At 74.0% G+C, this 22,712-nt stretch carries 19 protein-coding genes; 5 read left to right on the top strand and 14 right to left on the bottom strand.

All coding sequences use genetic code 11. From position 1 onward, the window contains the following. The 4 genes from ACGGZK_RS05480 to idi are packed head-to-tail and all read left to right on the top strand — an operon-like array spanning window position 1 to window position 4,023. The gene (locus tag ACGGZK_RS05480) at window positions 1-897 is read left to right on the top strand and encodes a TatD family hydrolase (RefSeq protein ID WP_395245256.1); all 897 of its coding nucleotides are present in this window, start codon (window positions 1-3) and stop codon (window positions 895-897) included. Continuing rightward, window positions 897-2,051 (top strand): metabolite traffic protein EboE, encoded by a 1,155-nt coding sequence (eboE, locus tag ACGGZK_RS05475; RefSeq protein WP_395245255.1) that lies wholly within the window; start codon window positions 897-899, stop codon window positions 2,049-2,051. The genes ACGGZK_RS05480 and eboE overlap by 1 nt, the downstream gene beginning before the upstream one ends. Continuing rightward, on the top strand, window positions 2,048-3,451 hold the full coding sequence (locus ACGGZK_RS05470) for an alkaline phosphatase family protein (protein WP_395245254.1): 1,404 nt from the start codon (window positions 2,048-2,050) through the stop codon (window positions 3,449-3,451). The genes eboE and ACGGZK_RS05470 overlap by 4 nt, the downstream gene beginning before the upstream one ends. Next, the gene (gene idi, locus ACGGZK_RS05465; protein ID WP_395245253.1) at window positions 3,448-4,023 is read left to right on the top strand and encodes an isopentenyl-diphosphate Delta-isomerase; all 576 of its coding nucleotides are present in this window, start codon (window positions 3,448-3,450) and stop codon (window positions 4,021-4,023) included. Before ACGGZK_RS05470 ends, idi begins: the two co-directional genes overlap by 4 nt. 37 nt (window positions 4,024-4,060) lie before the next feature. Here idi and ACGGZK_RS05460 read toward each other — a convergent pair whose 3' ends face one another. Together ACGGZK_RS05460 and ACGGZK_RS05455 are read right to left on the bottom strand one after the other, a co-directional pair. Beyond that, window positions 4,061-4,738, bottom strand: coding sequence for a TrmH family RNA methyltransferase (locus ACGGZK_RS05460; RefSeq protein ID WP_395245252.1), 678 nt, complete (start codon window positions 4,736-4,738; stop codon window positions 4,061-4,063). A 72-nt stretch (window positions 4,739-4,810) separates the two neighbouring features. Next, window positions 4,811-5,119 (bottom strand): hypothetical protein, encoded by a 309-nt coding sequence (locus ACGGZK_RS05455; protein ID WP_395245251.1) that lies wholly within the window; start codon window positions 5,117-5,119, stop codon window positions 4,811-4,813. Window positions 5,120-5,286: 167 nt separating this feature from the next. On the opposite strand from ACGGZK_RS05455, the gene ACGGZK_RS05450 reads away from it, so the two are divergent. After that, entirely contained in the window at window positions 5,287-6,567 is a 1,281-nt protein-coding gene (locus ACGGZK_RS05450; RefSeq protein ID WP_395245250.1) for an Nramp family divalent metal transporter, read from the top strand. A gap of 19 nt (window positions 6,568-6,586) precedes the next feature. Here ACGGZK_RS05450 and ACGGZK_RS05445 read toward each other — a convergent pair whose 3' ends face one another. The 12 genes from ACGGZK_RS05445 to ACGGZK_RS05390 all read right to left on the bottom strand — a co-directional run bounded on the left by ACGGZK_RS05445 (window position 6,587) and on the right by ACGGZK_RS05390 (window position 22,711). After that, entirely contained in the window at window positions 6,587-8,473 is a 1,887-nt protein-coding gene (locus ACGGZK_RS05445) for a VWA domain-containing protein (RefSeq protein WP_395245249.1), read from the bottom strand. Beyond that, entirely contained in the window at window positions 8,470-9,063 is a 594-nt protein-coding gene (locus ACGGZK_RS05440; protein ID WP_395245248.1) for a hypothetical protein, read from the bottom strand. Before ACGGZK_RS05440 ends, ACGGZK_RS05445 begins: the two co-directional genes overlap by 4 nt. Before the next feature lie 12 nt (window positions 9,064-9,075). Continuing rightward, entirely contained in the window at window positions 9,076-10,269 is a 1,194-nt protein-coding gene (locus ACGGZK_RS05435) for a DUF4190 domain-containing protein (RefSeq protein WP_395245247.1), read from the bottom strand. Window positions 10,270-10,287: 18 nt separating this feature from the next. After that, window positions 10,288-11,517, bottom strand: coding sequence for an FHA domain-containing protein (locus tag ACGGZK_RS05430; RefSeq protein WP_395245246.1), 1,230 nt, complete (start codon window positions 11,515-11,517; stop codon window positions 10,288-10,290). Window positions 11,518-11,520: 3 nt separating this feature from the next. Continuing rightward, a complete protein-coding gene (locus tag ACGGZK_RS05425) occupies window positions 11,521-12,504 on the bottom strand; it encodes a hypothetical protein (protein ID WP_395245245.1) in 984 nt (327 codons plus the stop codon). Window positions 12,505-12,510: 6 nt separating this feature from the next. Next, window positions 12,511-13,128, bottom strand: a complete 618-nt coding sequence (locus ACGGZK_RS05420) for a hypothetical protein (protein ID WP_395245244.1) — start codon at window positions 13,126-13,128, stop codon at window positions 12,511-12,513. A 9-nt stretch (window positions 13,129-13,137) separates the two neighbouring features. Beyond that, a complete protein-coding gene (locus ACGGZK_RS05415) occupies window positions 13,138-13,962 on the bottom strand; it encodes a WXG100 family type VII secretion target (protein WP_395245243.1) in 825 nt (274 codons plus the stop codon). 46 nt (window positions 13,963-14,008) lie between these two features. Then, window positions 14,009-14,272, bottom strand: a complete 264-nt coding sequence (locus ACGGZK_RS05410) for a WXG100 family type VII secretion target (protein WP_395245242.1) — start codon at window positions 14,270-14,272, stop codon at window positions 14,009-14,011. Between the two features lie 138 nt (window positions 14,273-14,410). Then, window positions 14,411-18,850 (bottom strand): FtsK/SpoIIIE domain-containing protein, encoded by a 4,440-nt coding sequence (locus ACGGZK_RS05405; protein ID WP_395245241.1) that lies wholly within the window; start codon window positions 18,848-18,850, stop codon window positions 14,411-14,413. Continuing rightward, window positions 18,847-19,620: a hypothetical protein gene (locus tag ACGGZK_RS05400; RefSeq protein WP_395245240.1), complete on the bottom strand. Its 774-nt coding sequence runs from the start codon at window positions 19,618-19,620 to the stop codon at window positions 18,847-18,849. Before ACGGZK_RS05400 ends, ACGGZK_RS05405 begins: the two co-directional genes overlap by 4 nt. Next, the gene (locus tag ACGGZK_RS05395; protein ID WP_395245239.1) at window positions 19,617-21,311 is read right to left on the bottom strand and encodes a serine/threonine-protein kinase; all 1,695 of its coding nucleotides are present in this window, start codon (window positions 21,309-21,311) and stop codon (window positions 19,617-19,619) included. Before ACGGZK_RS05395 ends, ACGGZK_RS05400 begins: the two co-directional genes overlap by 4 nt. Further along, on the bottom strand, window positions 21,308-22,711 hold the full coding sequence (locus ACGGZK_RS05390) for an FHA domain-containing protein (RefSeq protein WP_395245238.1): 1,404 nt from the start codon (window positions 22,709-22,711) through the stop codon (window positions 21,308-21,310). Before ACGGZK_RS05390 ends, ACGGZK_RS05395 begins: the two co-directional genes overlap by 4 nt. Between the last annotated feature and the right edge of the window lies 1 nt (window position 22,712).

Raw genomic sequence — 22,712 nt, 5'->3', positions numbered from 1 at the left:
ATGCGCATCTTCGACCCGCACATCCACATGAGCTCGCGCACCACGACCGACTACCGCGCGATGTACGACGCCGGCGTACGCGCCCTCGTCGAGCCGTCGTTCTGGCTCGGCCAGCCGCGCACGAACGTCGGCAGCTACACCGACTACTTCGACGCGCTCATCGGCTGGGAGCGGTTCCGCGCGGCCCAGTACGGGATCCGCCACCACGCCACCATCGGCCTGAACCCGAAGGAGGCGAACGACCCGCGCTGCCGCGAGGTGCTCGACGTGCTGCCCCGCTACCTCGCCAAGGACGGCGTGGTCGCCGTCGGCGAGACCGGGTACGACTCGATGACGCCCGAGGAGGACGACGTGTTCGCCCGCCACCTCGAGCTCGCGGTGAAGCACGGGCTGCCGGCGCTGGTCCACACGCCGCACCGCGACAAGGCCGCCGGCACCCGCCGCACCCTCGACGTCGTGCGCGAGTCGGGCATCGCGCCCGGGATGGTCGTCGTCGACCACCTGAACGAGACGACCGTGGCCGACGTCGCCGACAGCGGCTGCTGGATGGGCTTCTCCATCTACCCCGACACGAAGATGGACGAGCAGCGGTTCGTCGCGATCCTCCGCGAGTACGGCACCGAGCGGATGCTCGCGAACAGCGCCGCCGACTGGGGCCACTCCGACCCGCTGAAGACCCTCGCGACCGCGCACGCGATGCTCGACGCCGGTTTCACGGCCGACGACGTCGACCTCGTGCTCTGGCGCAACCCGGTCGCGTTCTACGGCCAGTCCGGCCGGCTCAACCTCGACCCGGTGCCCGGGTTCGAGGGCGCAGGCGACGCCGCGGCGGATGCCTCGGCGCCGGTGCCGTCGACGTTCGAGGGCAACTCCGTGCTGCGGGGGGTGCGGGCCTGATGGAGCTCTCGTACTGCACCAACGTCCACCCCGCCGAGGACCTCGACGGCGTCCTCGAGCAGCTCACCCGCTACGCCGGCCCCGCGCGCCGCGCCGCCGGCCTGGATCGGCTCGGCGTCGGCCTCTGGCTGCCTGCCCCGCTCGCGCACCGCCTCGCGGTCGACCTCGTCGCCCGCGATCGGCTCCGCGCCGCACTGGCAACCGAGGGGCTCGAGGTCCGCACGATCAACGCGTTCCCCTACGCCGCGTTCCACGCCGAGGTCGTGAAGCTCGACGTGTACCGGCCCGACTGGACCGACCCCCGCCGCGCCGACTACACCCTCGAGTGCGCCGCCGTGCTCGCCGACCTCCTGCCCGACGGCGCCGTCGGCAGCATCTCGACGCTGCCGCTCGGCTGGCGGTTCCCGTGGACCGCGACCGAGGACGACGCGGCCACCGCCGCCCTCTCCCGCGTCTCGGCCGGGTTGCGCGACCTGCGCGACCGCACCGGCCGCACCATCCGCCTCGCGATCGAGCCCGAGCCCGGCTGCGTGCTCGACACCGTCGACGACATCGTCGGATGGCTCGCCCCGCGCCTCGGCCCGCCGGCCCTCGGCCGCATCGATCCCGAGTTCGTCGGCATCTGCCTCGACACCTGCCACCTGGCGACCTCGTTCGCCGATCCCGTCGAGACGGTTCGGCGGGTCGGGCTCGCCGGCATCCGGATCCCGAAGGTGCAGGCCTCCGCCGCCCTCCACGTCGACGACCCCGCCGACCCCGCCGCCCGGGAGGCGCTGCGGGCGTTCGCCGAGCCGCGGTACCTGCACCAGACCCGCGCGCTCGCGACCGACGGAGCCGTCCTCCGCATGGACGACCTGCCCGACGCGCTCGACGGGCTCACCACCGACGGGCCGTGGCGCATCCACTTCCACGTGCCCCTACATCTCGACCCCACGCCGCCGCTCGCGTCGACCACCGACGTGCTGCGCCGGGCCGTCGGCGCCGTCCGGGAGCTGCCCGAGGGCGACACCGCGCACCTCGACGTCGAGACGTACACGTGGTCGGTGCTGCCCGGCGGCGCCGGAGACCTCGTCCAGGGCATCGCCGCCGAACTGCGCTGGGCGAAGGCAGAGCTCCTCGCCGACGTGGCATCCGCCGGGGTGGTGGCACCGTGACCCGGGTCCTGCTGCTCGACGTCGTCGGCCTCACGGCCCGCGCCCTGTCGCAGATGCCGCGCCTGCGGGCGCTGGCGGCGGGCGGGGCATCCGCCCGGCTCGGCACCGTGCTGCCCGCCGTGACCTGCTCCGTGCAGTCGACCATGCTCACCGGCCTCGCGCCGGCGCAGCACGGCATCGTCGGCAACGGCTGGTACCACCGCGACATCGGCGAGGTGAACCTGTGGCGCCAGCACAACGTCCTCGTCGAGGGCGAGAAGGTGTGGGAGACCGCGCGGCTTCGCTCGCCCGGGTTCACCACCGCGAACGTGTGCTGGTGGTACGCGATGGGCGCGACGACCGACCTGACGGTCACCCCGCGGCCGATCTACCACGCCGACGGCCGCAAGTCGCCCGACGCGTACACGCGTCCGCCCGCCCTGCACGACCGGCTCGTCGGCGAGCTCGGCGACTTCCCGCTCTTCCAGTACTGGGGGCCGACGGCGTCGATCGCGTCGACCAGGTGGATCATCGAGGCCACCCGGTCGGTGCTCCGGGAGGAGGCATCCGACCTGGTCATGGCCTACCTGCCGCACCTCGACTACGACCTGCAGCGCTTCGGGCCGGACTCGCCGGAGGCCGACCGCGCCGCCGCCGAGCTCGACGCCGCGCTCGCGCCGCTCCTCGGCGACGCCGTCGCCGCGGGCGCGACGGTGATCGCGGTCGCCGAGTACGGCATCGCCCCCGCGAACCGGCCCGTCGACGTCAACCGGGCGCTGCGCCGCGCCGGGCTGCTCGAGGTGCACACCCAGCAGGGCCGGGAGCTGCTCGACCCGATGACCTCGCGCGCGTTCGCCGTCGCCGACCACCAGGTCGCGCACGTCTACGTCGCCGACCCCGCCGACGTGCCCCGCGTTCGCGACCTGCTCCTCGGCCTCGAGGGCGTCGACGAGGTGCTCGACCGGGAGGCGCAGGCGAGGTACGGGCTCGACCACCCGAGAGCCGGCGAACTCGTCGTCGTGGCGCAGCCCGGCGCCTGGTTCACCTACTACTACTGGCTCGACGACGACCGCGCCCCCGACTTCGCCCGCGGCGTCGAGATCCACAAGAAGCCGGGCTACGACCCCGCCGAGCTGTTCCTCGACCCGGCCGACCCGTTCGCCAAGGCGCGCGCGGGCCTCGGGCTCGTGCGCAAGAAGCTCGGGCTCCGGTACGCCATGAACGTCGTGCCGCTCGACCCGACGCACGTGCGCGGCACTCACGGGCGCCTCCCCGACTCGGCCGAGGACACGCCGCTGCTCATCACCTCCGACGCGACGCTCCCGTTCTGGGACACCGCGGGCGACCTCGTGCCGGCCGCGCGCGTGCGCGACCTCGTGCTCGACGCCGCACGCATCCCCGCGACGGCGGCGGCGCCGTGAGCGGCTCGGGCACCGTCGAGGGGGTCGTCGAGGGGATCGTCGTCGAGGAGGTCGTCCTCCTCGACGACGACGGCACCCCGATCGGCACGCGCGACAAGGCCCTCGTGCACGGCACCGACACCCCGCTGCACCTCGCGTTCTCCTGCTACGGCTTCGACGCCGAGGGCCGGATGCTCCTCACCCGGCGTGCCCTCGGCAAACGCACCTGGCCGGGCGTCTGGACGAATGCCTGCTGCGGCCACCCGCAGCCGGGCGAGGACCCGGAGGCCGCGGTCGTGCGCCGGGTCCGTGACGAACTCGGCGTCGAACCCCGCAACCTGCGGTTGGTGCTCCCCGACTTCCGGTACCGCGCGGTCGACGCGAGCGGCATGGTCGAGCACGAGGTCTGCCCGGTCTACGTCGCCGAGCTGCCGACCGACCTCGACCCCGACCCGGCCGAGGTCGCCGACTGGGCGTGGGTCGATCCGGCCCGCTTCCTCGCCACGGCCGAGCGCACGCCGTTCCTGCTCAGCCCGTGGAGCGTGCTGCAGGCGGCGGAGTTCGCGCGGCGCGGGGTGCTGGCGGCGGGCTGACGGGGCATCCGGCCGGCGCCGGGCGACCGCGGGGCGCTCAACCCAGGTCGGCGTGGCTCAGCACCCAGGAGTGCATCGCGATCGCGGCGGCCGCGCTCGCGTTCAGCGACCGGGTCGAGCCGAACTGGGTGATCTCGACGACCGCGTCGGCCGCGGCCTGCGCCTCGGCCGAGAGGCCCGGCCCCTCCTGCCCGAAGAGCAGCACGCACCGCTCCGGCCAGGCGAACGCCTCGATCGGCACGGCGCCGGGCACGTTGTCGACCGCGATGACCGGGAGGGATGCCTCGTGCGCGCGCCGCACGAAGGCCGGGACATCCGGGTGGTACTCGAGGTGCTGGTAGCGGTCGGTGACCATCGCGCCCCGCTTGTTCCAGCGGCGGCGGCCGATGATGTGCACGGTGTCGGCGGCGAACGCGTTCGCGGTGCGCACGATCGAGCCGATGTTCATGTCGTGCTGCCAGTTCTCGATGGCGACGTGGAAGGGATGCCGCAGCGCGTCGAGGTCGGCGACGATCGCGTCCATCCGCCAGTAGCGGTACCGGTCGACCACGTTGCGCCGGTCGCCGTGCTCGAGCAGCTCGGGGTCGAGGTGCGCGTCGTCGGGCCAGTCGTCGCGGCCGCCCGGCCACGGGCCGACGCCATGGGCGAGCTCGGGCTCGCCGAGCTCGGGCTCGTCGGGCTCGGCCCCGTCACCGGGCGTGCGCGCGTCTTCCACGTCGTTCAGGCTAGGCGACGCAACGCGGCCCCGGCGTACTCGCCGGGGCCGCGCGCATGGAAGCGAGGTCGACTACTCCGGGGACTCCGCGTTGCCGCGGCACGCCAGGCCGGGGCTGGGCACGACGCCCTTGAGGCCGGCGCGCACGTACTGGCCGTAGCTCTGCACGTGTCCGCCCGTGACGGCGTCGTCGCCGGGCTCGCCGTGGTTGTCCTCGATGGTGTCGGGGAGGTCGCGGCCCGAGAAGGCGCATGCCGAACTCGCGTTGTGCGCCCCGGGGATCGGGTCCCCGTTCCCGTTCGTCTCGCCGGCGAACGCGGCTCCGCCGCCTCCGAGGACGAGTCCGAGTGCGGCGACGCACCCGATGATGATTCGCTTCATTGCTCCACCTCTCTGTCGGGTTGGTGATGGAACTCCGCGAGCGGCGCGCGGGTACGCGTCGGATCACGGATGCGGCGGAATGTACTCCCGATCCGGGATGGCGGTAATCCCCGTTCGCGGGGCACGGGCAGATTTCGGTACACCGAAATCTGCGCTATCTTTTCGGTATGCCGAAAACGCTCGAGGACGAGTCGCGAGCCCCAGTCCGATCCGGCCGGCGCCCGCGCGTCGCATCCGTGCCCCGCGCCGCCCTGCTGATCGGGCCCGCGCTCGTCGCGGGCGTCGCGTACCTCGACCCCGGCAACGTCGCGAGCAACATGACCGCCGGCGCCCGCTACGGCTACCTCCTCGTGTGGGTCGTCGTGCTCGGCAACGTGATGGCCTGGCTCATCCAGTACCTCTCCGCGAAGCTCGGCATCGTCACCGGCCGGAGCCTGCCCGAGGTGCTCGGCGAGCGCATCCGCAACCGCTGGGGCCGGCGCGCCTACTGGCTGCAGGCCGAGCTCGTCGCGATGGCGACCGATCTCGCCGAGGTCATCGGCGGTGCCGTCGCCCTCAACCTGCTGTTCGGCGTGCCGCTCATCTGGGGCGGGCTCATCACCGGCGCCGTGTCGATCGGCCTGCTCATGCTGCAGGCGAACCGCGGCGCGCGCACGTTCGAGTTCGTCATCATGGGCCTGCTCGTGATCATCGCGATCGGCTTCAGCGTCGGCGTGCTCGTCGCGCCGCCCGACCCCGCGGGCCTCGCGGCCGGGCTCGTGCCCCGATTCGAGGACGCCGGCTCGGTGCTCCTCGCCGCCTCGATCCTCGGCGCCACGATCATGCCGCACGCGATCTACGCGCACTCCGCGCTCGCCCGCGACCGGTTCCCCGACCCCGAGACGCGAGCCCTGCCCACCGGCGTGCTCGTGCGGGCGACCCGCATCGACGTGACCGTCGCGATGGCGATCGCCGGCACGGTGAACCTCTGCATCCTGCTGCTCGCCGCCGTCAACCTCGCCGGGGTGGAGGGCACCGACAGCCTGGAGGGCGCCTACGCCGCGATCGGCGCGACCCTCGGCCCGGTCATCGCCACGCTCTTCGCCGTCGGGTTGCTCGCGTCGGGACTCGCCTCGACCTCCGTCGGCGCGTACGCGGGCGCCGAGATCATGCACGGCCTCCTGCACGTGCGCATCCCGCTGCTGCTGCGCCGGCTCGTCACGCTCGTGCCCGCCCTCCTCATCCTCTGGCTCGGGTTCGATCCCACCCTCTCGCTCGTGCTCAGCCAGGTGGTGCTGTCGTTCGGCATCCCCTTCGCACTCATCCCGCTCATCGCGCTCACCGCGAAGCGGGGCCTGCTCGGGACGTGGAGGAACCACTGGGCCACCACGGCAGCCGGCATCGCCGCGTCGGTGTTCCTCATCACGCTCAACGGCGTGCTGCTCTGGCTGGTGTTCACGGGGGCGTGAGCGGGGCGGCCGCGCCGCCTCAGCACCAGTCGAGCGGCGGCGACGAGATCCGGCCCACGAGGATGCCCTGCACGGTCGACGTGCCGACGTCCGCGACGAACAGCATCGAGATACGCCGATCCTCGTCGGTGACGACGGCCATGTCGGCCTCCCAGGTGGTCAGCTCCATCCGCGCTTCGGGGTAGGCCCGCCTGACCTGGTCGAGCGTCGCCCCGATGCCGATGCCGCGCTCGGTGCGCGGCGAGTCCGACAACCGCGCGTCGCGTTGCACCGACAGGAACATCGTCGCTCCGCCGTCGTCGGGGAAGGCGGCGACGGATGCCCCGTCGGCCTCCATGGTCCACACGGCGCACCCGGCGCTCCCGGCCCACTGGACCCCGCCGTGGGTGGAGGCCTCTTCCCGCGACGTGGCGAGGGTGATCGGCCCGATCCGGTCGAAGTCGATGATCCAGTTGCCGGTGTCGGTGTCGGGCGCGGCCGCGTTCGGTCCGCAGAGGCAGATGACGATCCACGTGATGACGCCCGACTCGGCGTACACCCGGTAGCCGGTGCGGCTGCCGGGCGCGGTGGCGTAGTCGGCGTAGGCGCCGGAGACATCCGTCCCGGTCGCGATCGGCGCACCGTACATGCGATCGGCGTCGGCCTGCGGCGCGCCGGGCGCGACCGCGTCGACCGTCGCGGTCGAGCGCTGCTTCGGGCGGATCTCGACGAGCACGCCGTCGCGGAACCGCAGTTCGGCGGCGTCGCAGTCGACGTACAGGACGCCGGCCACGGTTCGGCCCTTCGCGAATCCCGGCACCGTCGCCTGGGCCTGGCCCAGCGACATGCCGATGCGCAGGCCGTCGAGGCCCGTCGCCGTCAGGTGCTCCGACGCCGCGCCGGGGTCGACGACGACCCGCAGCTTCGCCGCCAGTTGCGCCGCGTTCGTCGCGGAGAAGAACTCGCCGCCGCCGGCCCGCGCGACGCACTCGAGCGCCGCCGTCGCCGCTTCGTCGGCGTCGACGTGGAAGCCGATCGCGTGGATCGTGAGCGCGGGGTTGGCGGCACGGAGCTCGGTCGCGACGTCGCACGACGGCGGCGGCGCGCAGGTGTCGACGCCGTCGGAGACGACGACGATCACGCCGGGCTCCGCCGAGGGCAACTGGGCGGCGGCATGCCGCAACGCCGGCCCGATCGGCGTGTACCCCGACTCGACGATGCCCGCGACGGCCTGGGTCATGGCCGCGCGATCGAGCGGCGCGACCGGCAGCACGGTCTTCACGTCGAGGCATCCCGCCGCCTGCTCCGCATCCGAGTTGCCCGTGCCGGTGCCGAACACGGTGAGGCCGATGTCGATGCCGTCGGGCAGGTGCTCGATGAAGACCGTCGTCGCCGCCCGTGCGGCCTCCATGCGGGTGCCGCCCTCGGGCACGTCGCGCACCATCGAGCCGGATGCGTCGAGGATGAGCACGGTCGGCGCGGGGTCGGGCACCGGCGCGGCGATGGGCTCGGCGGCGGTGCCGTCGTCACCACCGGCGTCGGAGCCGCCGCTCGACGTACCGTCGTCGGGTTCGGACGCCGAGGTGGCCGGTGCTCCCCCGCCGAACGCGCCGAGCACGGCGGCGGTCGCGACCCCGCCGCCGACCAGCAGGATCGCGAGCCCTCCGGCGAGCGCGGCGACGAGCACGGTGCGGCGACGGGAGCCGGGGTCACGCCTGCGCGCCTCGATCCCCGTCGCGGGCTCCTGCTCCGGCTCCGGTCCCGGGTTCGCGGCGATCCATGCGCGCAGGCCGTCGTAGGCGGCCGGGTTCGCCGCGATCGCGGCGCGCAGCTCGGGATGCGCGTAGGCCAGCTCCGCGAGGCGCGCCGCTGGCGTGCCGGGGTCGGATGCCTCGGGCCGGCTCTGCTCGAACTGCGGGTCGCTCATGACGTGCCCTCACCGGTCGCGACCGGATCACCGCCGGCGCGGTTCGCCCGGAGCCAGGCGACCAGGCCGTCGTACGCCTGCGGATGGCGTTCGATCGCGTCGCCGAACTCCGGGTACCGATGCGCGAGCGCGGCGAGCGTCGTGGCATCCGTCGCGGGGTCGTGCACCGCCGCCCACGCGGCGACGCGTGCGTCGGCCGCCGGGTCGACGGGCGCCGCGGTCGCGGTGTCGGGCGCCGCGATGCCGGGCGCCGCGACCGCCTGCGGTGCGACGGGAGCGGAGGATGCCGCCGCATGCGGCATCGCGTGCCCGAGCTCGCCGTCGAGGGCGCCGGGCTGGCCGGCGCCCCGGACGGCCTGCACGACGATCGCCGCGGCGGCGAGGCCCGCGATGATCGGCCCCGCCACGACGAGCGGCGGATAGCTGAACGACGAGAGCGACCCGAGCAGGAACGAGAGCAGCACGAGCCCTCCGCCCACGGCCGCCGAGATGCCGCGGGTCCTCGGCGGGATGCCCTTCACCGGGAGCACCGCGATCGCCGCGGTGATCAGCCCGGAGACCAGGATGCAGGTGTCGTAGATGCTCCACATGACGGCCTCCGCTCAGTACCCGCCGCCGAAGAGCATGCCGAGCCCCACCGCGTAGACGATGAGGATGAGCACGCCGAGTCCCACCGAGACGTACCCGATCACCAGGCCGGCTACGGCCAGCCCGTGCCCGGCTTCGCCGGTTCGCCGGATCTGCCCGAGCGCCACGTGCCCGAACACGATGCCGAGCACGCTGAACACGAACGCGAAGACGAGGGCGAGCACGGCCATCGTGTTGGTCTGCGCGCCTTGGAGCGGTGCGGCACCCGACGGGACCAACGCCGACCGGACGGTCGCGGCGCGCGTCGCGGCGCGACGTTCGGCGCCCCGCGTCCACCACAGCGCGCACCCCACCGCGGCGAACGGCGCGGCGAGTACGAGGAGGAAGCCGGCCAGCGATCGCAGCCAGGTGGCGGTGTCGAGCTCGCGCGGGTATCGCACGTAGAACGGCAGGAGCAGCATCCCCACGACGAACCCCGCCGCGAGGACGGCGATGGCCGCGTATCCCGCGCCATGCACGGGACGGGCGAGCATCCAACTGATGAGGAACGCGCCGGCGACGAGGACGATCCAGGCGATCTGGGTCGGTAGCGCGAAGAAGTACGGTAGCCCCGCATACACCGCCCCGACCCCGAGCAGCAGGCCGACGGCGGCGAGCGCGATGGCCCCCGCCTTCCGGCCGGCGCTCGGCGCGCCGATCGCCCCACCGACGATGAGGAAGGCACCGGCCAGCAGCGGGGAGAGGAGCGCGGCCAGGTCGATGACCCCCGCCAGGTCCTCGGGCAGCAGCATCGACAGCGTGCCGAGCGTGTAGGCGGCCAGCGCGGCGATCCACCACGGCGTCGCGAGGGCTCGTCGGCGGACGCGCTCGGCGACGAAACCCGGAAGCCCTGCGGTCGGCGCATCAGCGAGCGGCCGCGGGTCAGGCACGGAGGCCGGGTCCGGCTCGAGGCTCAGCTGCTGCTCGAGGCTCAACTGCTGCTCCGGGACGGCCGCGGTGGCGTCCGCCGCGGTCGTAGCCGGCGCCGTCGGGTCGGAGGCGCCGTGCTGCGACGCCCACGCCACCAACTCCGGGTAGGCGTTCGGATGCCTCGCCACCGTCGCGCTGAACTCCGGGTGACCGTACGCGATCTCGGCGAGGGCCTCGGGCGACGTCGACGGGTCGAACAGCGCCTCCCACGCGACCTCCCGATCGGTGTGGATCGTCATCGTGCACTCCCCTGCATCTCAGTCATCGAAGGCCAGCGCCACGGTGTACTCGCCGAACGAGACCCTCCACCCCTCGGCCGCGGGCACGGCGACCCCGGGCGGGCACTCGATCGCCTCGCCGGCCGAGTTGGTGACGGTCGTGCCGTTCGTCGAGTTGAAGTCGGTGATCCAGGGCAGCCCGCCCCGCACCTCGATGCCGGCGTGCGACTTCGAGACCGACTTGAAGCGGTCGACGAGCGGCACGGCGCGCGTCGTCGGCGGCATGTGCGTCGGCACGACCGGATTGCGGCCGACCACGATCGCCTCCTCGAGCCGCAGCTCCTCGCCCTCGGGCAGCAGGAGCTTCCACGGGCGGGCCGACACCGCCTGCGCGCTGCGCGTCGCGTCGAGGTCCTCGTCGTCGAACTCGGGCTCGGGCTCGGGCTCGGGCGACGTGGCCGAGTGCACCTCCTGGGGCGCCGGAGGAACCGGCGCCGTCCGACCCGGAACCCCCGTGACGAGCCCCGCACTCGGCTGCGCGGCCGCAGCATCGGCGATCGGTGCCGCCCACCCGGCCGGGGCCGGCGGGGCCGGCCGGGCCGCCGGCGGCGGAGGCGGCGGCAGCAGTACGGCGGGGCGTCCCGGGGGCGGCGGCGGCATGCGCACGTCATTCGACGGAGGCGGCGGCGGGGGTGGAGGTGGTGGGAAGCCGGCACCGGTCCCGACCGCACCCGACGCGAGAGGCGGTGGGGGTGGTGCCGACGTGCCCACGGCTGCCGGTACCACGGCCGTCGCCGCGACGGCGGTGGTCGCCGAGGCTACGGGCGAGGCATCCGGCTGCTGCACGCCCTCGCGGATGACGATGCGCGCGCCCGGATCGGCTGCGCGGACCTGCCCGGCGAGGTTGCGCACGAACTGCAGGTAGGTGCCGTGCGCGACCATCGACCTCGTGCTCACCGGGATGAACCCGGCGACCGTCGACTGCGTGGTGAGGTACCAGTCGATCGACGTCGAGGCGAAGCGCTGCCCGTCACGCTCGACGAGCGACAGCGAGAACACGAGCAGCTTCTTGAACGAGACCAGGTAGTCGTTGATGCGGAACTCGATCGCGCGATCGGTCGACTTCACGACGACGATGCGGTGCTTGCCGAGCAGCAGGTCGCCCGTGCTCTCCTGCGCGGCGCGCTGCGCCATGTTGCCCAGCTGCTCGAGTGTGAGCGAGGTCTCGACGTCGACGCCCGTCCAGGCGTACTTGTGGGGTTTGGCCATGGGTCAGCCCTCCCGATCCGAATCGCCCACGACGCGACCACGGAAGCGCGACATCTGCTCTCGGATCGCTTGGTGTGCGGGGTCGTCGCTCTCCTCGAACCGGTCGGCGAGCCATTCGTAGTCGCCGTGGTCCGTATGCGGGAAACCACCCACGATCGTCTGCAGTGGATTGCCTCCGCGGAACGTGACATCGGAACCACCGCGTTGCTCGGCCTGCACCCCGCGCAACCAGCCGTACGGACCCACCTCTGCGTCGGTCAAGGGAATCGGATCGCCGTTGTGCTCGAACCTGATGATCTCGGCGCCGTGCAGCGAGTTGTAGCTCTTGTACGAGGGCGATCCGTAGGTCGCAATCGTGGAGATGTTGAGCACGCCCTCGTCCGCCAGGCGCTGTGCGACCAAGCCTCCTTGGCTGTACCCGACGAGCATCAGTTCGGCATCGGGATCGCCGTCGATCGCCTTCAGGATCTCCGTGCGCACGTGATCGAGGGTGTCGTCGGGCAGACCCGAGATCAGGTTCGCGTTGTCATCGAGGCCGGTCTGCCCGTCCGATCCGAAGTTCGTGCCGTTGATGTAGACGAGGTAGCGGACCGTCCCGTCGTCGCACAGCACCCGCTGGATGCGCACGCTGTCGCCGTCCCGGTCCATCTCGTGCAACGAACGGATGTAGTCGGCCGGGCGCTCCGGCGCACCCCCGAAGTCCCCCGAGCGGATCCCCCCGACCGCGCTCGCCCGATCCTGCTCGGCCGCGTCGGCTCGCAACCGCGCCCCACCGTCGCGAAGGCGCGCAGCCGCCGCGTGCATCCGCTTCGAGTGCGCCGAGTCCCAGTCGATCCGGAACCGCACGGCGACCGGACCGGCCCAGGCATTGATGCGGATTCCCTCACCGACTTCCCGGCGCCCGGCGTCGAGCCGGTCCGCCGCGCGGTCGAACTCGGCGGCGAGTGCCCGCAACCGCTCGACGTCAGCGCCGGAGAACGTGCCCATGGCGGCTCACCTCACCGCGTTCGCGACGAACGCATCCACGGCGTCGAAGGTCGTCGTCGAGGCCGCCGCGAAACGGGGGCCATCGTCGTCGAGGTCGACCCGGCCGACCTCGACGTGGTCCGGCCGCACTCGCAGGACCCGGTCTTCACCGCTCGCCGCGATCAGGACGCAACCCGCGGAGGACAGCGAGAGGCCCGGCGCGGGCGCGAAGCGGGTCCGGGCGAATGCGACGATCCTGGCGCGCGCCGTCGCCGCATCGCTCTCCTCCAAGGCGTGGACACCCGTCGCGTCGGCCACGTCGAGCACGATGCCCCGATCGTCGATGAACACCGCCGCAGCCGCTCCGGCCAACCCGGCGAGGTCGCCGCCGCTGACGTGCGCGATGACCACGCGGGGGGCCTTCGCCGCCCGCTCGACGGTCGCTGCGAGCGCGGGCTCGATCTCGGTCCGCCCGTCACCGGTCGCACGGGCACGACCACGCACGATGAGCGACCGCAAGCCGCGGAACGCGGCGGCGGTGATCGCCCGTTCCTCGCCGGCCACCGACACCAACGGGACCGGCCACCCCACCCCCCGGGCGCCGGCGACGGCCACGATCTCGTCGTCGGTGAGCAATTCGTCCATGGGTCGCTCCTAGAAGGGCCAGAGGTTGTCGATGAGGTCGGGGACGTAGTCGACGACCGCCTGTGCGGCGCCGACGGCGGCGCCGCCGGGGTCGGACATCACGTAGTCCCAGTTGTCCTTCGCCTGGTCGAGACCCCAGTCGGTGTGCGCCGCCAGGTCGACCACGTCCCACACCTGGGCTCCAGCGACGCCGGTCAGGTAGGTGATCGGGTTCGGGACCGACTTGAGCGCGCCGGATGCCACGTCGACGACGAAGCCGCCGGCGCCCCACACCTTGTCGAGCACGGATCGATCCGGATCCGTGAGGACATCGCCCATGCCGATCGCCGAGACGACGTTCCCGACGCCCGGGATCTTGCTCGCGAAGAACCCGACATCGAAGGACCCGAAGATCGGAGCACTCCGGTCGGGCGTCCAGTCCAGGCCGCCCTGCAACCAAGAGAAGATCGAGCGCCCACCGGCGTCCGCCGAGACGGGCACCGTGCCCCAGTCGGCATCGCCGAACCGGAAGCCGCCGATCAGGTCGCCCGGCAGGGGCAGCCCCGGCAGGCCCGCCTCCCACCCGCCGTCGACCGCGCTCGCCTGCTCCTGCTGGTCGGCGTTCGCCCGCAGGCGGTTCGCGGCGTCGCGGAGGGCCGCGGCGGCGGCATCGACGCGCGGGCTGTGCGTGCCCGTCCAGTCGTTGCCGAACCGCGCGGAGTCCGGCCCGGTCCACGGCGTGGAACGGACCTGGCCGCCGAGCGTCGCCCGGCACGCCTCGAGCTGCTGCGCCGAGCGCTCGAACTGCTGCGCCAACGTGCGCAGTTCCGCGACATCGGCCCCGTACATCGCCATGGTCGGCCTCCTCCTCTCGTGATCCCCGGTCCCGCGCCGCGGCGGGCTACTGCGAGGCCTGCTCCTGCTGCGCGGCGTTCTGCGAGGCGCGCTGGGCGGCGTCGCGCAGCGCCTGCACGACCTGGCGCAGCGAGCTCGAGTGCTGGCCCGACCACTCGTTGCGGAAGTGGGTCGCGTCGGGCCCCTCCCACTGGGTGTTCGAGAGCGCGTTGGTGAGGGTCGAGAGGATGCTCTCGATCTCGCCCGCCTTGTTGTTGAGCTGCGAGCTCAGCTGACGGACCTGCTGGACGTCGAGTCCCCAAACGGCCATGGTCTTCTCCTTCGTGTTCGATTCGTGTTCGGTGTTCCCTGCGGATCGCGGGTGCGATGCCGCAAAGCTAATGACGGGCAGACCCGGTGGTCGATGGGCCTGAATCCCCATGCCGGGCGGTGCACCGGCTCGCCCGGGTCATCCGACCTCCTCCGCGACCTGGACCTTCGCCGCGCGCCCCGCAGTGACGACGAAGCCGCGACCCGCGGGGAAGTCGGTGCGGCGGAGCCGCCCGAGCGGCGCGCCGAGCAGGTCGGGGTCGAGCTCCGACGGGACCAGCAGGATGCCCCGCCGGCCGGCCTTGAACGGCTGCCCGAGCGTGTACGCCTGCGACCAGGTCGAGGTCTCGGCCTCGCCGACGACGAACTGGTCGGCCCGCACCGCCGCCTTGATGAGGCGGTCGAGGTCGAACTCGGCCTCGCCGCCGGTGAAGTCGGTGACGGATTCGATGAGCACGGCGACGCGGCCGAGCGACGCCGGGTCGGCCTCGAGCCGCTCCGCCAGTCGGCCCGCGAGGGCGGCGACCTCCGTCGCCCCGATCGCCTGGTGCGTCCACCCCGCCTTCCGGCTGAGGCCGGACGCGCGCGGCGCGAGGAACACCGTGGTGACCGCGCCCGATCGCCGCAGCGACGACGCGATCGTCGCGAGCGCGGTCGTGCGCCCGCTCCCGGGCGGCCCGCTGAGCATGAGCGTGCCGCGCGGTTCCACGGCGGCCGGCCCGAGGGTGAGGTCGTCGAGGCCGAGCACGGGCCATCCGCGGGTGTCGGGGGCGAGCTCGTCGAGCCGCACCCGATCGGGCAGGCGGCGAACCGGCGGCGGCGACCCGATGCCGCCGCGACGCATCCCGTCGCCGAGCCGAACGAGCTCGCGTCCCTGCACCGCGAGGTTGTCGGAGTCGCCGAGGACGGCGAGCTGCACCTCCTGGTCGCCGAGGATGCCCCGCCCGGGCGGGGAGAGCGGGGTGAGGATGTCCTTCGGCACGCCGAGCAGCAGGTACTCCTCCTCGCTCGCGAGCCGCAGCACGATGCGTCGCTGCACGGTGGACGCGATCGAGGTGGGCACCGCGTTGGCACGGTCGCCGGTCATGACGACGTGCACGCCGACCTGGCGGCCGTCGTTGGCGACCTGGGTGAACGCGGCGAACCAGGCCGTCGCCTGGGCGGAGCCGAACTCGTACTGGTCGCGGAACGCGCCGATGCCGTCGATGAGCAGCAGCACCCGCGGTTCGTCGGGACGCCCGGCCAGCCCCCGGTACTCGGTGATGGTCGCGGCGTTCACCGCGGCGTACCGCACCGCCCGCTCGTCGACGAGGTCGCGGAGCATCCGCAGCAGCCGCGCGACCCGCTCCTCGTCGTCGCCCGGAATGACCGCCCCGACGTGCGGGAGGGCATCGAGCGCCTTCAGGCCGCCGGCGCCGAAGTCGAGGGCGTACACCTGCACCGGTCCGCCCCGCGTGGTCATCGCCGCCGACGCGGCGATGGTGCGCAGTGCGGTGCTCTTGCCCGACCCGCCTGTGCCGAACACGACCATGTTCCCGTCGCGGTCGGGCTCGTAGTAGGCGGCGGGCTGCGCCTGCAGGTCGGGCCGGTCGATCACGCCGATGAGGAGCTGCTCGTCGGTGCGGCGGTTGGGCAACCGCTTCAGGTCGTACACGGGCGCGAGGGAGTCGAGCCAGGGCCTGCGGGGCTCGGGAACCCCGGCGCGAGCGGCGGCCTCGCCGATGGTCGTGACGATGCGCGCGATGTCCTTCGGGCCCGTCGCGGCCGGCTCGGCCGGCCCCGTCTCGGGCGGCTCCCAGGCCGGGCCCTCGCCGAAGCCGAGCTCGCGCACGTCGATGCGGGGGCGCGGCGGGGTGTCGGTGGTCCAGCCGCCCGCATACCCCGTCTGGAAGGTGCGGATGCGTCCAGGGCCGGTCTTCACCGCCGCACGACCGGGGATCCCCGGGTCGAAGTGGGCCGCCATGGGCTCGCCGAGGATGTCGGACGAGTCCTCGGCGTCGGCCATCCGCAGCGCGATGCGGAGGTTGGTGTTGGCACGCAGGTTGTCCTTGATGACGCCGGCCGGGCGCTGCGTGGCGAGCACCAGGTGCAGGCCGAGCGAGCGTCCGCGCTGGGCGACGTCGACGACGCCGTCGACGAACTCGGGCACATCCTGCACGAGCGCGGCGAACTCGTCGACGACGATCACCAGGCTCGGCGGGCAGTCGGGGTCGCCGCTGCGCTCGAGCGACGCGAGGTCCGGCTCGCCCTTCAGCCGCAGCAGCTCCTCGCGATGGCGCAGCTCGGCGCGCAGCGACGTGAGGGCCCGCCGCACGAGGTGCGGCGCGAGGTCGGTGACGATGCCGACGCTGTGCGGCAGCTTCACGCAATCCGCGAACGCGGCGCCGCCCTTGTAGTCGACGAACAGGAACGTCAGCCGGTCGGGGCTGTTCGCGGCGGCCATGCCCAGCACCCAGGTCTGGAGGAACTCCGACTTGCCGGCACCGGTCGTGCCGCCGACGAGCGCGTGCGGCCCGTCGCGTCGCAGGTCGAGGTGCAGCACGTCGGCCCCCGTGACGCCGACGAGGGCGCGGAGGTGGCCGTCCTGCTTCCGGGGCACGGGCGCCGTGCCGTCCCGCGGGGTGAGCGAGTGGTTCTCGGCCCACCGCTCGATGACGCCGTCGGCCTCGTCGAGCACCTCGCGGCCGGCGAGCGCGGCGTACGACACGGCGCGGGGCAGGTCGGAGTCGTCGCGCTCGGGCACGCCGGCGTCGACGACCGCGGCGAGCGCCCTGGCGAGGTGCTCGGCACGATCGCGGGCGAGCGTCGCGACCTCGAGCGGGGTCGCCCGGTCGCCGGTGCGGACGATGCCGCCGACGCCGTCGGGCGTCTCGTCGAGCTGCAGGAACGCGCGGCAGGCCGCCGGCAGGAGGTCGACCCGCGGTGCGCACCAGACGACGTGCACGCCGGCGTCGGCGCCGCGTTCGACGATGCGCGTCAGCCGGGCCCGGTCGGCGGGCGCGTCGTTCTCGACGACGAGCAGCAGGGCGGGCACGACGGGGTCGGGGAGGTCCTCCGGGCGCTCGGGGTCGAGGCTCCCGCGCAGGGTCGGCGGATCCTGGCCGACCCTGTCGTCGATGAGGCCCTCGATGCGGGACAGCAACGACTGCGCGGCGGCGGGCGAGTCCGCCAGGTGCGCCCCGTCGAGCGGGGAGTGCGCGGCGCCGGTGTGCGGCAACCACTTCAGCCACGACCATCCGTCGCGGCTCGCCGGCGCGACGATCGCGGCGACCGCCAGGTCGGCCGGCGAGTGGCGCGCGGTCAGCTGGAACACGAGGGCGCGTGCGGCGTCGCCGGCGCGCGGTGCCGGGCCGGCGACTCCGAGCGCCCCGGTGCTGCGGAGGTCGGCCACGACGGGAACGCCCGCGATCGTCGCGTACTCGCTGCGCACCCCGACCAGCTGATCCCAGCAGTCGGGCAGGGTCTCGTTCGAGGCGGGCAGCTCGACGGTGCTCCGCGACCGGTCCCGGCCGATCCCGAGGCTCACGGCGAGGAAGGTGCGGTGCTCGGCCCGCTCGCTCCACAGCAGCGGGCCCAGGCGCTCGGACGCGCGCTCGAGGTCGGCGAGGGGCGGATGCTCCTGCCCGCGCACCCGGCGCTCGCGCTCCTGGGCCGCCTCGAGGGTCTCGTGCAGCCGCCGCATGCCCTCGTCGAAGCGGGCGCGTTCGGCCTTCAACGTGCGCCGCGTGGTGATCGACTGGTCGAACCACGCGCCGACGAGCAGGATCGGGCTGAGCGCCATCATCACGACGCCGAGGAGCTGCTGGGTGATCGCCCAGACCACCATGCCCATGATCAGCGGCGCGGCGAGTGCGATCCACGGGAAGCGGTGCGGCGCCGGCAGCTTCGGCGGCGCCGGCGCGACGAAGGTCTCGCCGCGGTAGGGCGGCACCACCCGGGGCGACCTGACGTGCTCGACCACACCGCTGACCGGGGCCGGCTGCTCCCGTGCGGCGGCCCGGAGCGGGACCACGCAGAACGACGTGTCGCCGACGACGACCGTGGTGCCCGAGTCGAGCTGCGCCCGCTCCACCAGCCCGCCGCCGACCTCGACGCCGTTCGAGGAGTTGAGGTCGATGACCTCGATGGCGTCGGCCACGTTGAGGCGGGCGTGGCGCTTCGACACGAGGCCGTCGGTGAGGCGCACGTCGACGTCGCGGTCGCGTCCGACGATGCTCGACCCGAAGGGCAGCGGGTACTCGCGTCCGGCATCCGGGCCGGAGAGCACGCGGAGCAGCGCGGCCGGGGCACCCCGGTCGGCGCCGGCGTCGGCGAACCGGTCGCCGCGCACGACGAGGTCGACGTGCGAGCCGGAGCGCAGGCCCGCCTCGCCGACGAGCGCCGTCGGATCGAGCACGCGGGCCGCGCCGCCCTCGAGCACGCGCAGGTCTGCGGACACCGGGCCGGAGGGCGCGGCCGCGCGCTGCGGGTCGCCCGCGAGCAACGCCCCCGCGACGTCGGCGACGGAGGCCGTGGCATCCGCCGTGACCGCCACGTCCACCGGCCCGGTGGCGCGGTGCAGGGTGAGGCGGAGCTTCATCGGTCGACCTCCGAGGGTTGGGGCGCGTCGAGCAGCGGCAGGTCGACGCGGGTGACGAGGCGCGCCGAGATCGCGTACTCCACGAGGCGGACGCGCCGGTTCGTGGCGTACGTGCGGGAGTCGCCGCGCAGGCCCTGCACGCCGATGCGCTCGAGCTTCTCGCAGACGTTGTCGAGCTTCCGCGAGAAGCGGGTGGCCGCCCAGCCGAGGCGGGCCGCCGCGGCGGCGTTCGTCGGGATCTCGCCCATGCCGGTGCCCTCGCGGGCGAGCATCGGCTCCGCGAGCGAGAGGATGAGTAGCTTCTGCGACGGCGTGAGCGTGAGCTGCCCGACCGTCGTCACCCCGTCGAGGCTCGTCGCCGACGTCTCCGAGAAGGGCGGCGACGCGGTGTGCAGGGTGAGCTCGTAGGTCGTCGGGCCGGCGGTGAACACCACGCTCATGCGCCCGAACACGAGCGGCAGCTTGGCGCCCGGGGCGAGCCACGACTGGAGCCGCCCGGCGGCGTCGCTGACCGTGACCGACAGGCGCGTGCCGACGTTCGAGAGCATCCAGAGGCCGTCGAACGCGCGGATCTCGAGCAGGCGGCGGTGCAGGAAGGGGTTCTCGTCGACGACGAGGTCGGCGTCGCGTCCGATGGTCAGCGAGCCGCCCTCGAGGATCGGGAACCATTCGCCGCAGAACTCCACGGCGACCGCGGTGGGCGGCGGGCCCGTCTCCTCGGAGACGGGCGAACCCGTGCTCGCCGTCGCCCCGGCCCGCTCGGCGGTCACGGCGCGCACCCCTGCGTCGGCTCGTCGGCGGTGCGGCCGTTCTCGCGCCGGAGCAGCACCTCGATGCAGGTCGTGCCGGGCTGCTGCGCCACGGTCGCCGTCGGCTCCTCGGCGGCGGCGAACTCGGTCTCCTCGCCCGGCACGACGGCGCGCCACAGGTAGCCGTCGCCCGGTTCGGGCTCGGGATTCGTCCACGTGAACACGACCGCGGTGCCGTCGGCGACGCCGGTGAGCGCTGCCACGCCGGGGACCTCCGCCACGTCGACCGCGTCGACCGGTGCGTCGGCCTCGGCCGAGGAGTCCGGCCGGTCGGCCTCGGAACTGCCGGCCGAGGCGCCGCTGAGCACGAACGCCCCGACCGCCCCGCCGACGACCAGGATGCCCACGGCGGCCGCGGCGACCGCCAGGCCGATGCGGCGCCGGGCGGGCGGCGCGGCGTCCGACGCGGGGGCCGCCACGACCGCGGCCGGCCGGATCGCCGTGTCGTCGACCGCCGGCGCGGGAGGGATCGGCAGGCCGCCCGGCGCGACCGGTCCGCCGTGCGGCGGATCCGGTCGGCGCACCGTGTCGTCGACGGCGGCGCCCGGCCGAACGGCGAGCCCGGTCGTGCCGTTCGGGCGCAGCACCGTGTCGTCCGTCGAGGCCGAGGCATCCGGCTCGGGGGCGACGGTTCCCGCTCCCGGAGCATCCGTCCCCGGCTGCCGCTCCGGCGACTTGGGCAGCGCCGGCGGCGCCGGCGGTGCAGGCGGCGCCGCCTGCGCGTCGATGCTCACCACGCTCGATACGCGCGTCAGGCCGTCGTCGTCGTCCTCGGCGATCTCCGACCGGGGGTCGTCGTCGACGACGTCGAGCACGGTGGGCGTGAGCCCGAGCTCGCCCTGCACGCGCTGCAGCGACCGGCCGAAGTCGAGGGCCGACGGGTGCCGGTCGGCGGGCGACTTCGACATCGCCTTCCGCAGCACCTGCTCGAACCCCGCCGACACGTCGCTGCGGCCCAGCCCCGGCACCGGCATCGTCTGGGTCCGCGCCATGAGGTCGGCCTGCGTGTTCGAGGCGCCGGGCAGCTCGAACGGGCTGCGCCCGCTGAGCAGCGTGTACAGCGTCGCCGCGAGCGAGTAGACGTCGCTCCGCGCGTCGCTGCGCGACAGCCCGCCGAGCGCCTCCGGCGGGGACCACGGCACCGACAGGCCGTCCTGCTCCTCCGCGTCGACCTTCGCCGCGATGCCGAAGTCGGCGAGCGCCGGGCGCCCGTAGTCGGTCACGAGGATGTTCGCCGGCTTGATGTCGCGGTGGAAGATGCCCGCGCGGTGCGCGGTCTCGACCGCGCCGGCGATCTGCACGCCCACGCGGAGCGCCTCCGCCTCGGAGAACCGCTCGCGGCGGTGCTGCGCCTGCAGGTTGGGCTTCGAGCAGTACTCCATCACCAGGTAGGGGCGGCCGTCGCCCGAGATGCCGGCCTCGTAGACCGACACGATCGCCGGATGCGTCGCGATGCGCGCCATGAGGTTGGCCTCGTCGTCGAAGCTCTTCTTCGCCGCGTCGTCGAGGCGGCCCGCCAGCACCTTCACCGCGACCTTGCGGCCGAGGCGGTCCTCGTACAGGAACACGTCGGCGAATCCGCCCGACCCGATGGGTTCCACGAAGCGGAATCCCGGGAGCGCGGGCGGCGTCGACGGCGGCCGTCCGCTCATCGGAGCCCCTCGAAGTCGAGCACGTTGCCGTCGCCGATGTCGATGCGGTCGCCCGGGAGCAGGATCGCGACCTCACCCGGATGGAGCCGCACCGGGTCCTTCCCCGGCCGCAGCAGCCGGCTGCCGTTCGTCGTGTCGAGGTCGACGGCGAGCACGTGGCTGCCCTCGACGCGGATCTCGAGGTGGGCGCGCGAGACGTCCTGGTTCGGGCTCGGTACCGTGACGAGGTGCGGCGCCTGTCCGCCGAGCACGCGGTTCAGCCGCGGTCGGCGCCCGATCACGGCGCCCCGGTCGAGCACGAAGCGCTCGCCCGTGGAGACGACGAGGGTCGCCGCGGCGACGGATGCCCCGCCAGCGACGGCGCCGGACGCCGGGGCGCCGCCCGCGTCGGCGAGGCCCGCCTGCAGCGCACGGAGCTGCTCGGACGAGATCGTCTCGCCGTCGTGGTCGCCGTCGGCGACGTCGAACCCGATCGCCGGAGCATGCGGCGCGGCGACCGACGGTGCGGCGACCGGTGCGCCGGCGCCCGCCCCGAAGGCGGGGAGGCCGGCGATGAGCCCGCCGCCCCGGGCGGCGTCCTCGGCGCGGTCGGCGCGCACCGCGGCATCCTCGATCGTCGACGTGCGGGTGGCCCCGAAGAGCAGCTCGTCGTACTCGTCGTCGACGACGGGCGAAGGGAGGACCGTCGTGTGGCCGGTCGGCGCGGCGAGCGGCACGGGTGTGGGTTCCGCCTCCGGGTCCGGCTCCGCCTCGGGCTCGGGCTCCGGCTCCGGCTCGGGCTCGGGCGCCGGCTCGACGTCCGGCACCTCGATCGCGGGCACCGCGACGGGCACCGCCTCCGCGACGGGCACCACGCCGATGGCGACCGGCACTTCGAACGCGGGCGACCCCACCTCGGGCACGACCGGCACGTCCACCACCGGCACCTCCACCACCGGCACCTCCACCGCTCCGGGCTCCGTCGCCGCCCTCACCTCGAGCCGCGCCGCGGCGGCCGACACCACGCCGTCGCGCAGGGGCAGCCACGCGGCATCCGGCGCCTCGCCCAGCTCGACGCGCCGTGCGTCGGCGATCGCCTGCTCGGCCCAGCTCATGGCCGCCCGGCCGTCGACCTCGTGCACGTCGCCGCTCGCCGTGGTGACGCGCGCGAGGATCGGGCCGCGCACCGCGAGCCGTACCGTGCCGTCGGCCGCGGCGACGGCCGCCGCGAACGCCGGCAGGCCGGCCATGCTGGTGCCGAAGGAGCCGAACAGGGCGCCGAACACGGCGTCGAGGCCGCGGCCCTCGCCGAGTCCGGTCCAGATCTCCTCCAGCGCCGACTCGGGCGGGCGACCGGCGACGAGCACGGCGGCTCGCGCGGTCAGGATCGCATGCCGGTCGCCCGGTGCGTAGCGGGTCATC

This window comes from Agromyces sp. MMS24-K17 (assembly GCF_043950245.1).
Taxonomy (GTDB): domain Bacteria; phylum Actinomycetota; class Actinomycetes; order Actinomycetales; family Microbacteriaceae; genus Agromyces.
This window is presented reverse-complemented; position numbering and strand designations above follow the sequence as displayed.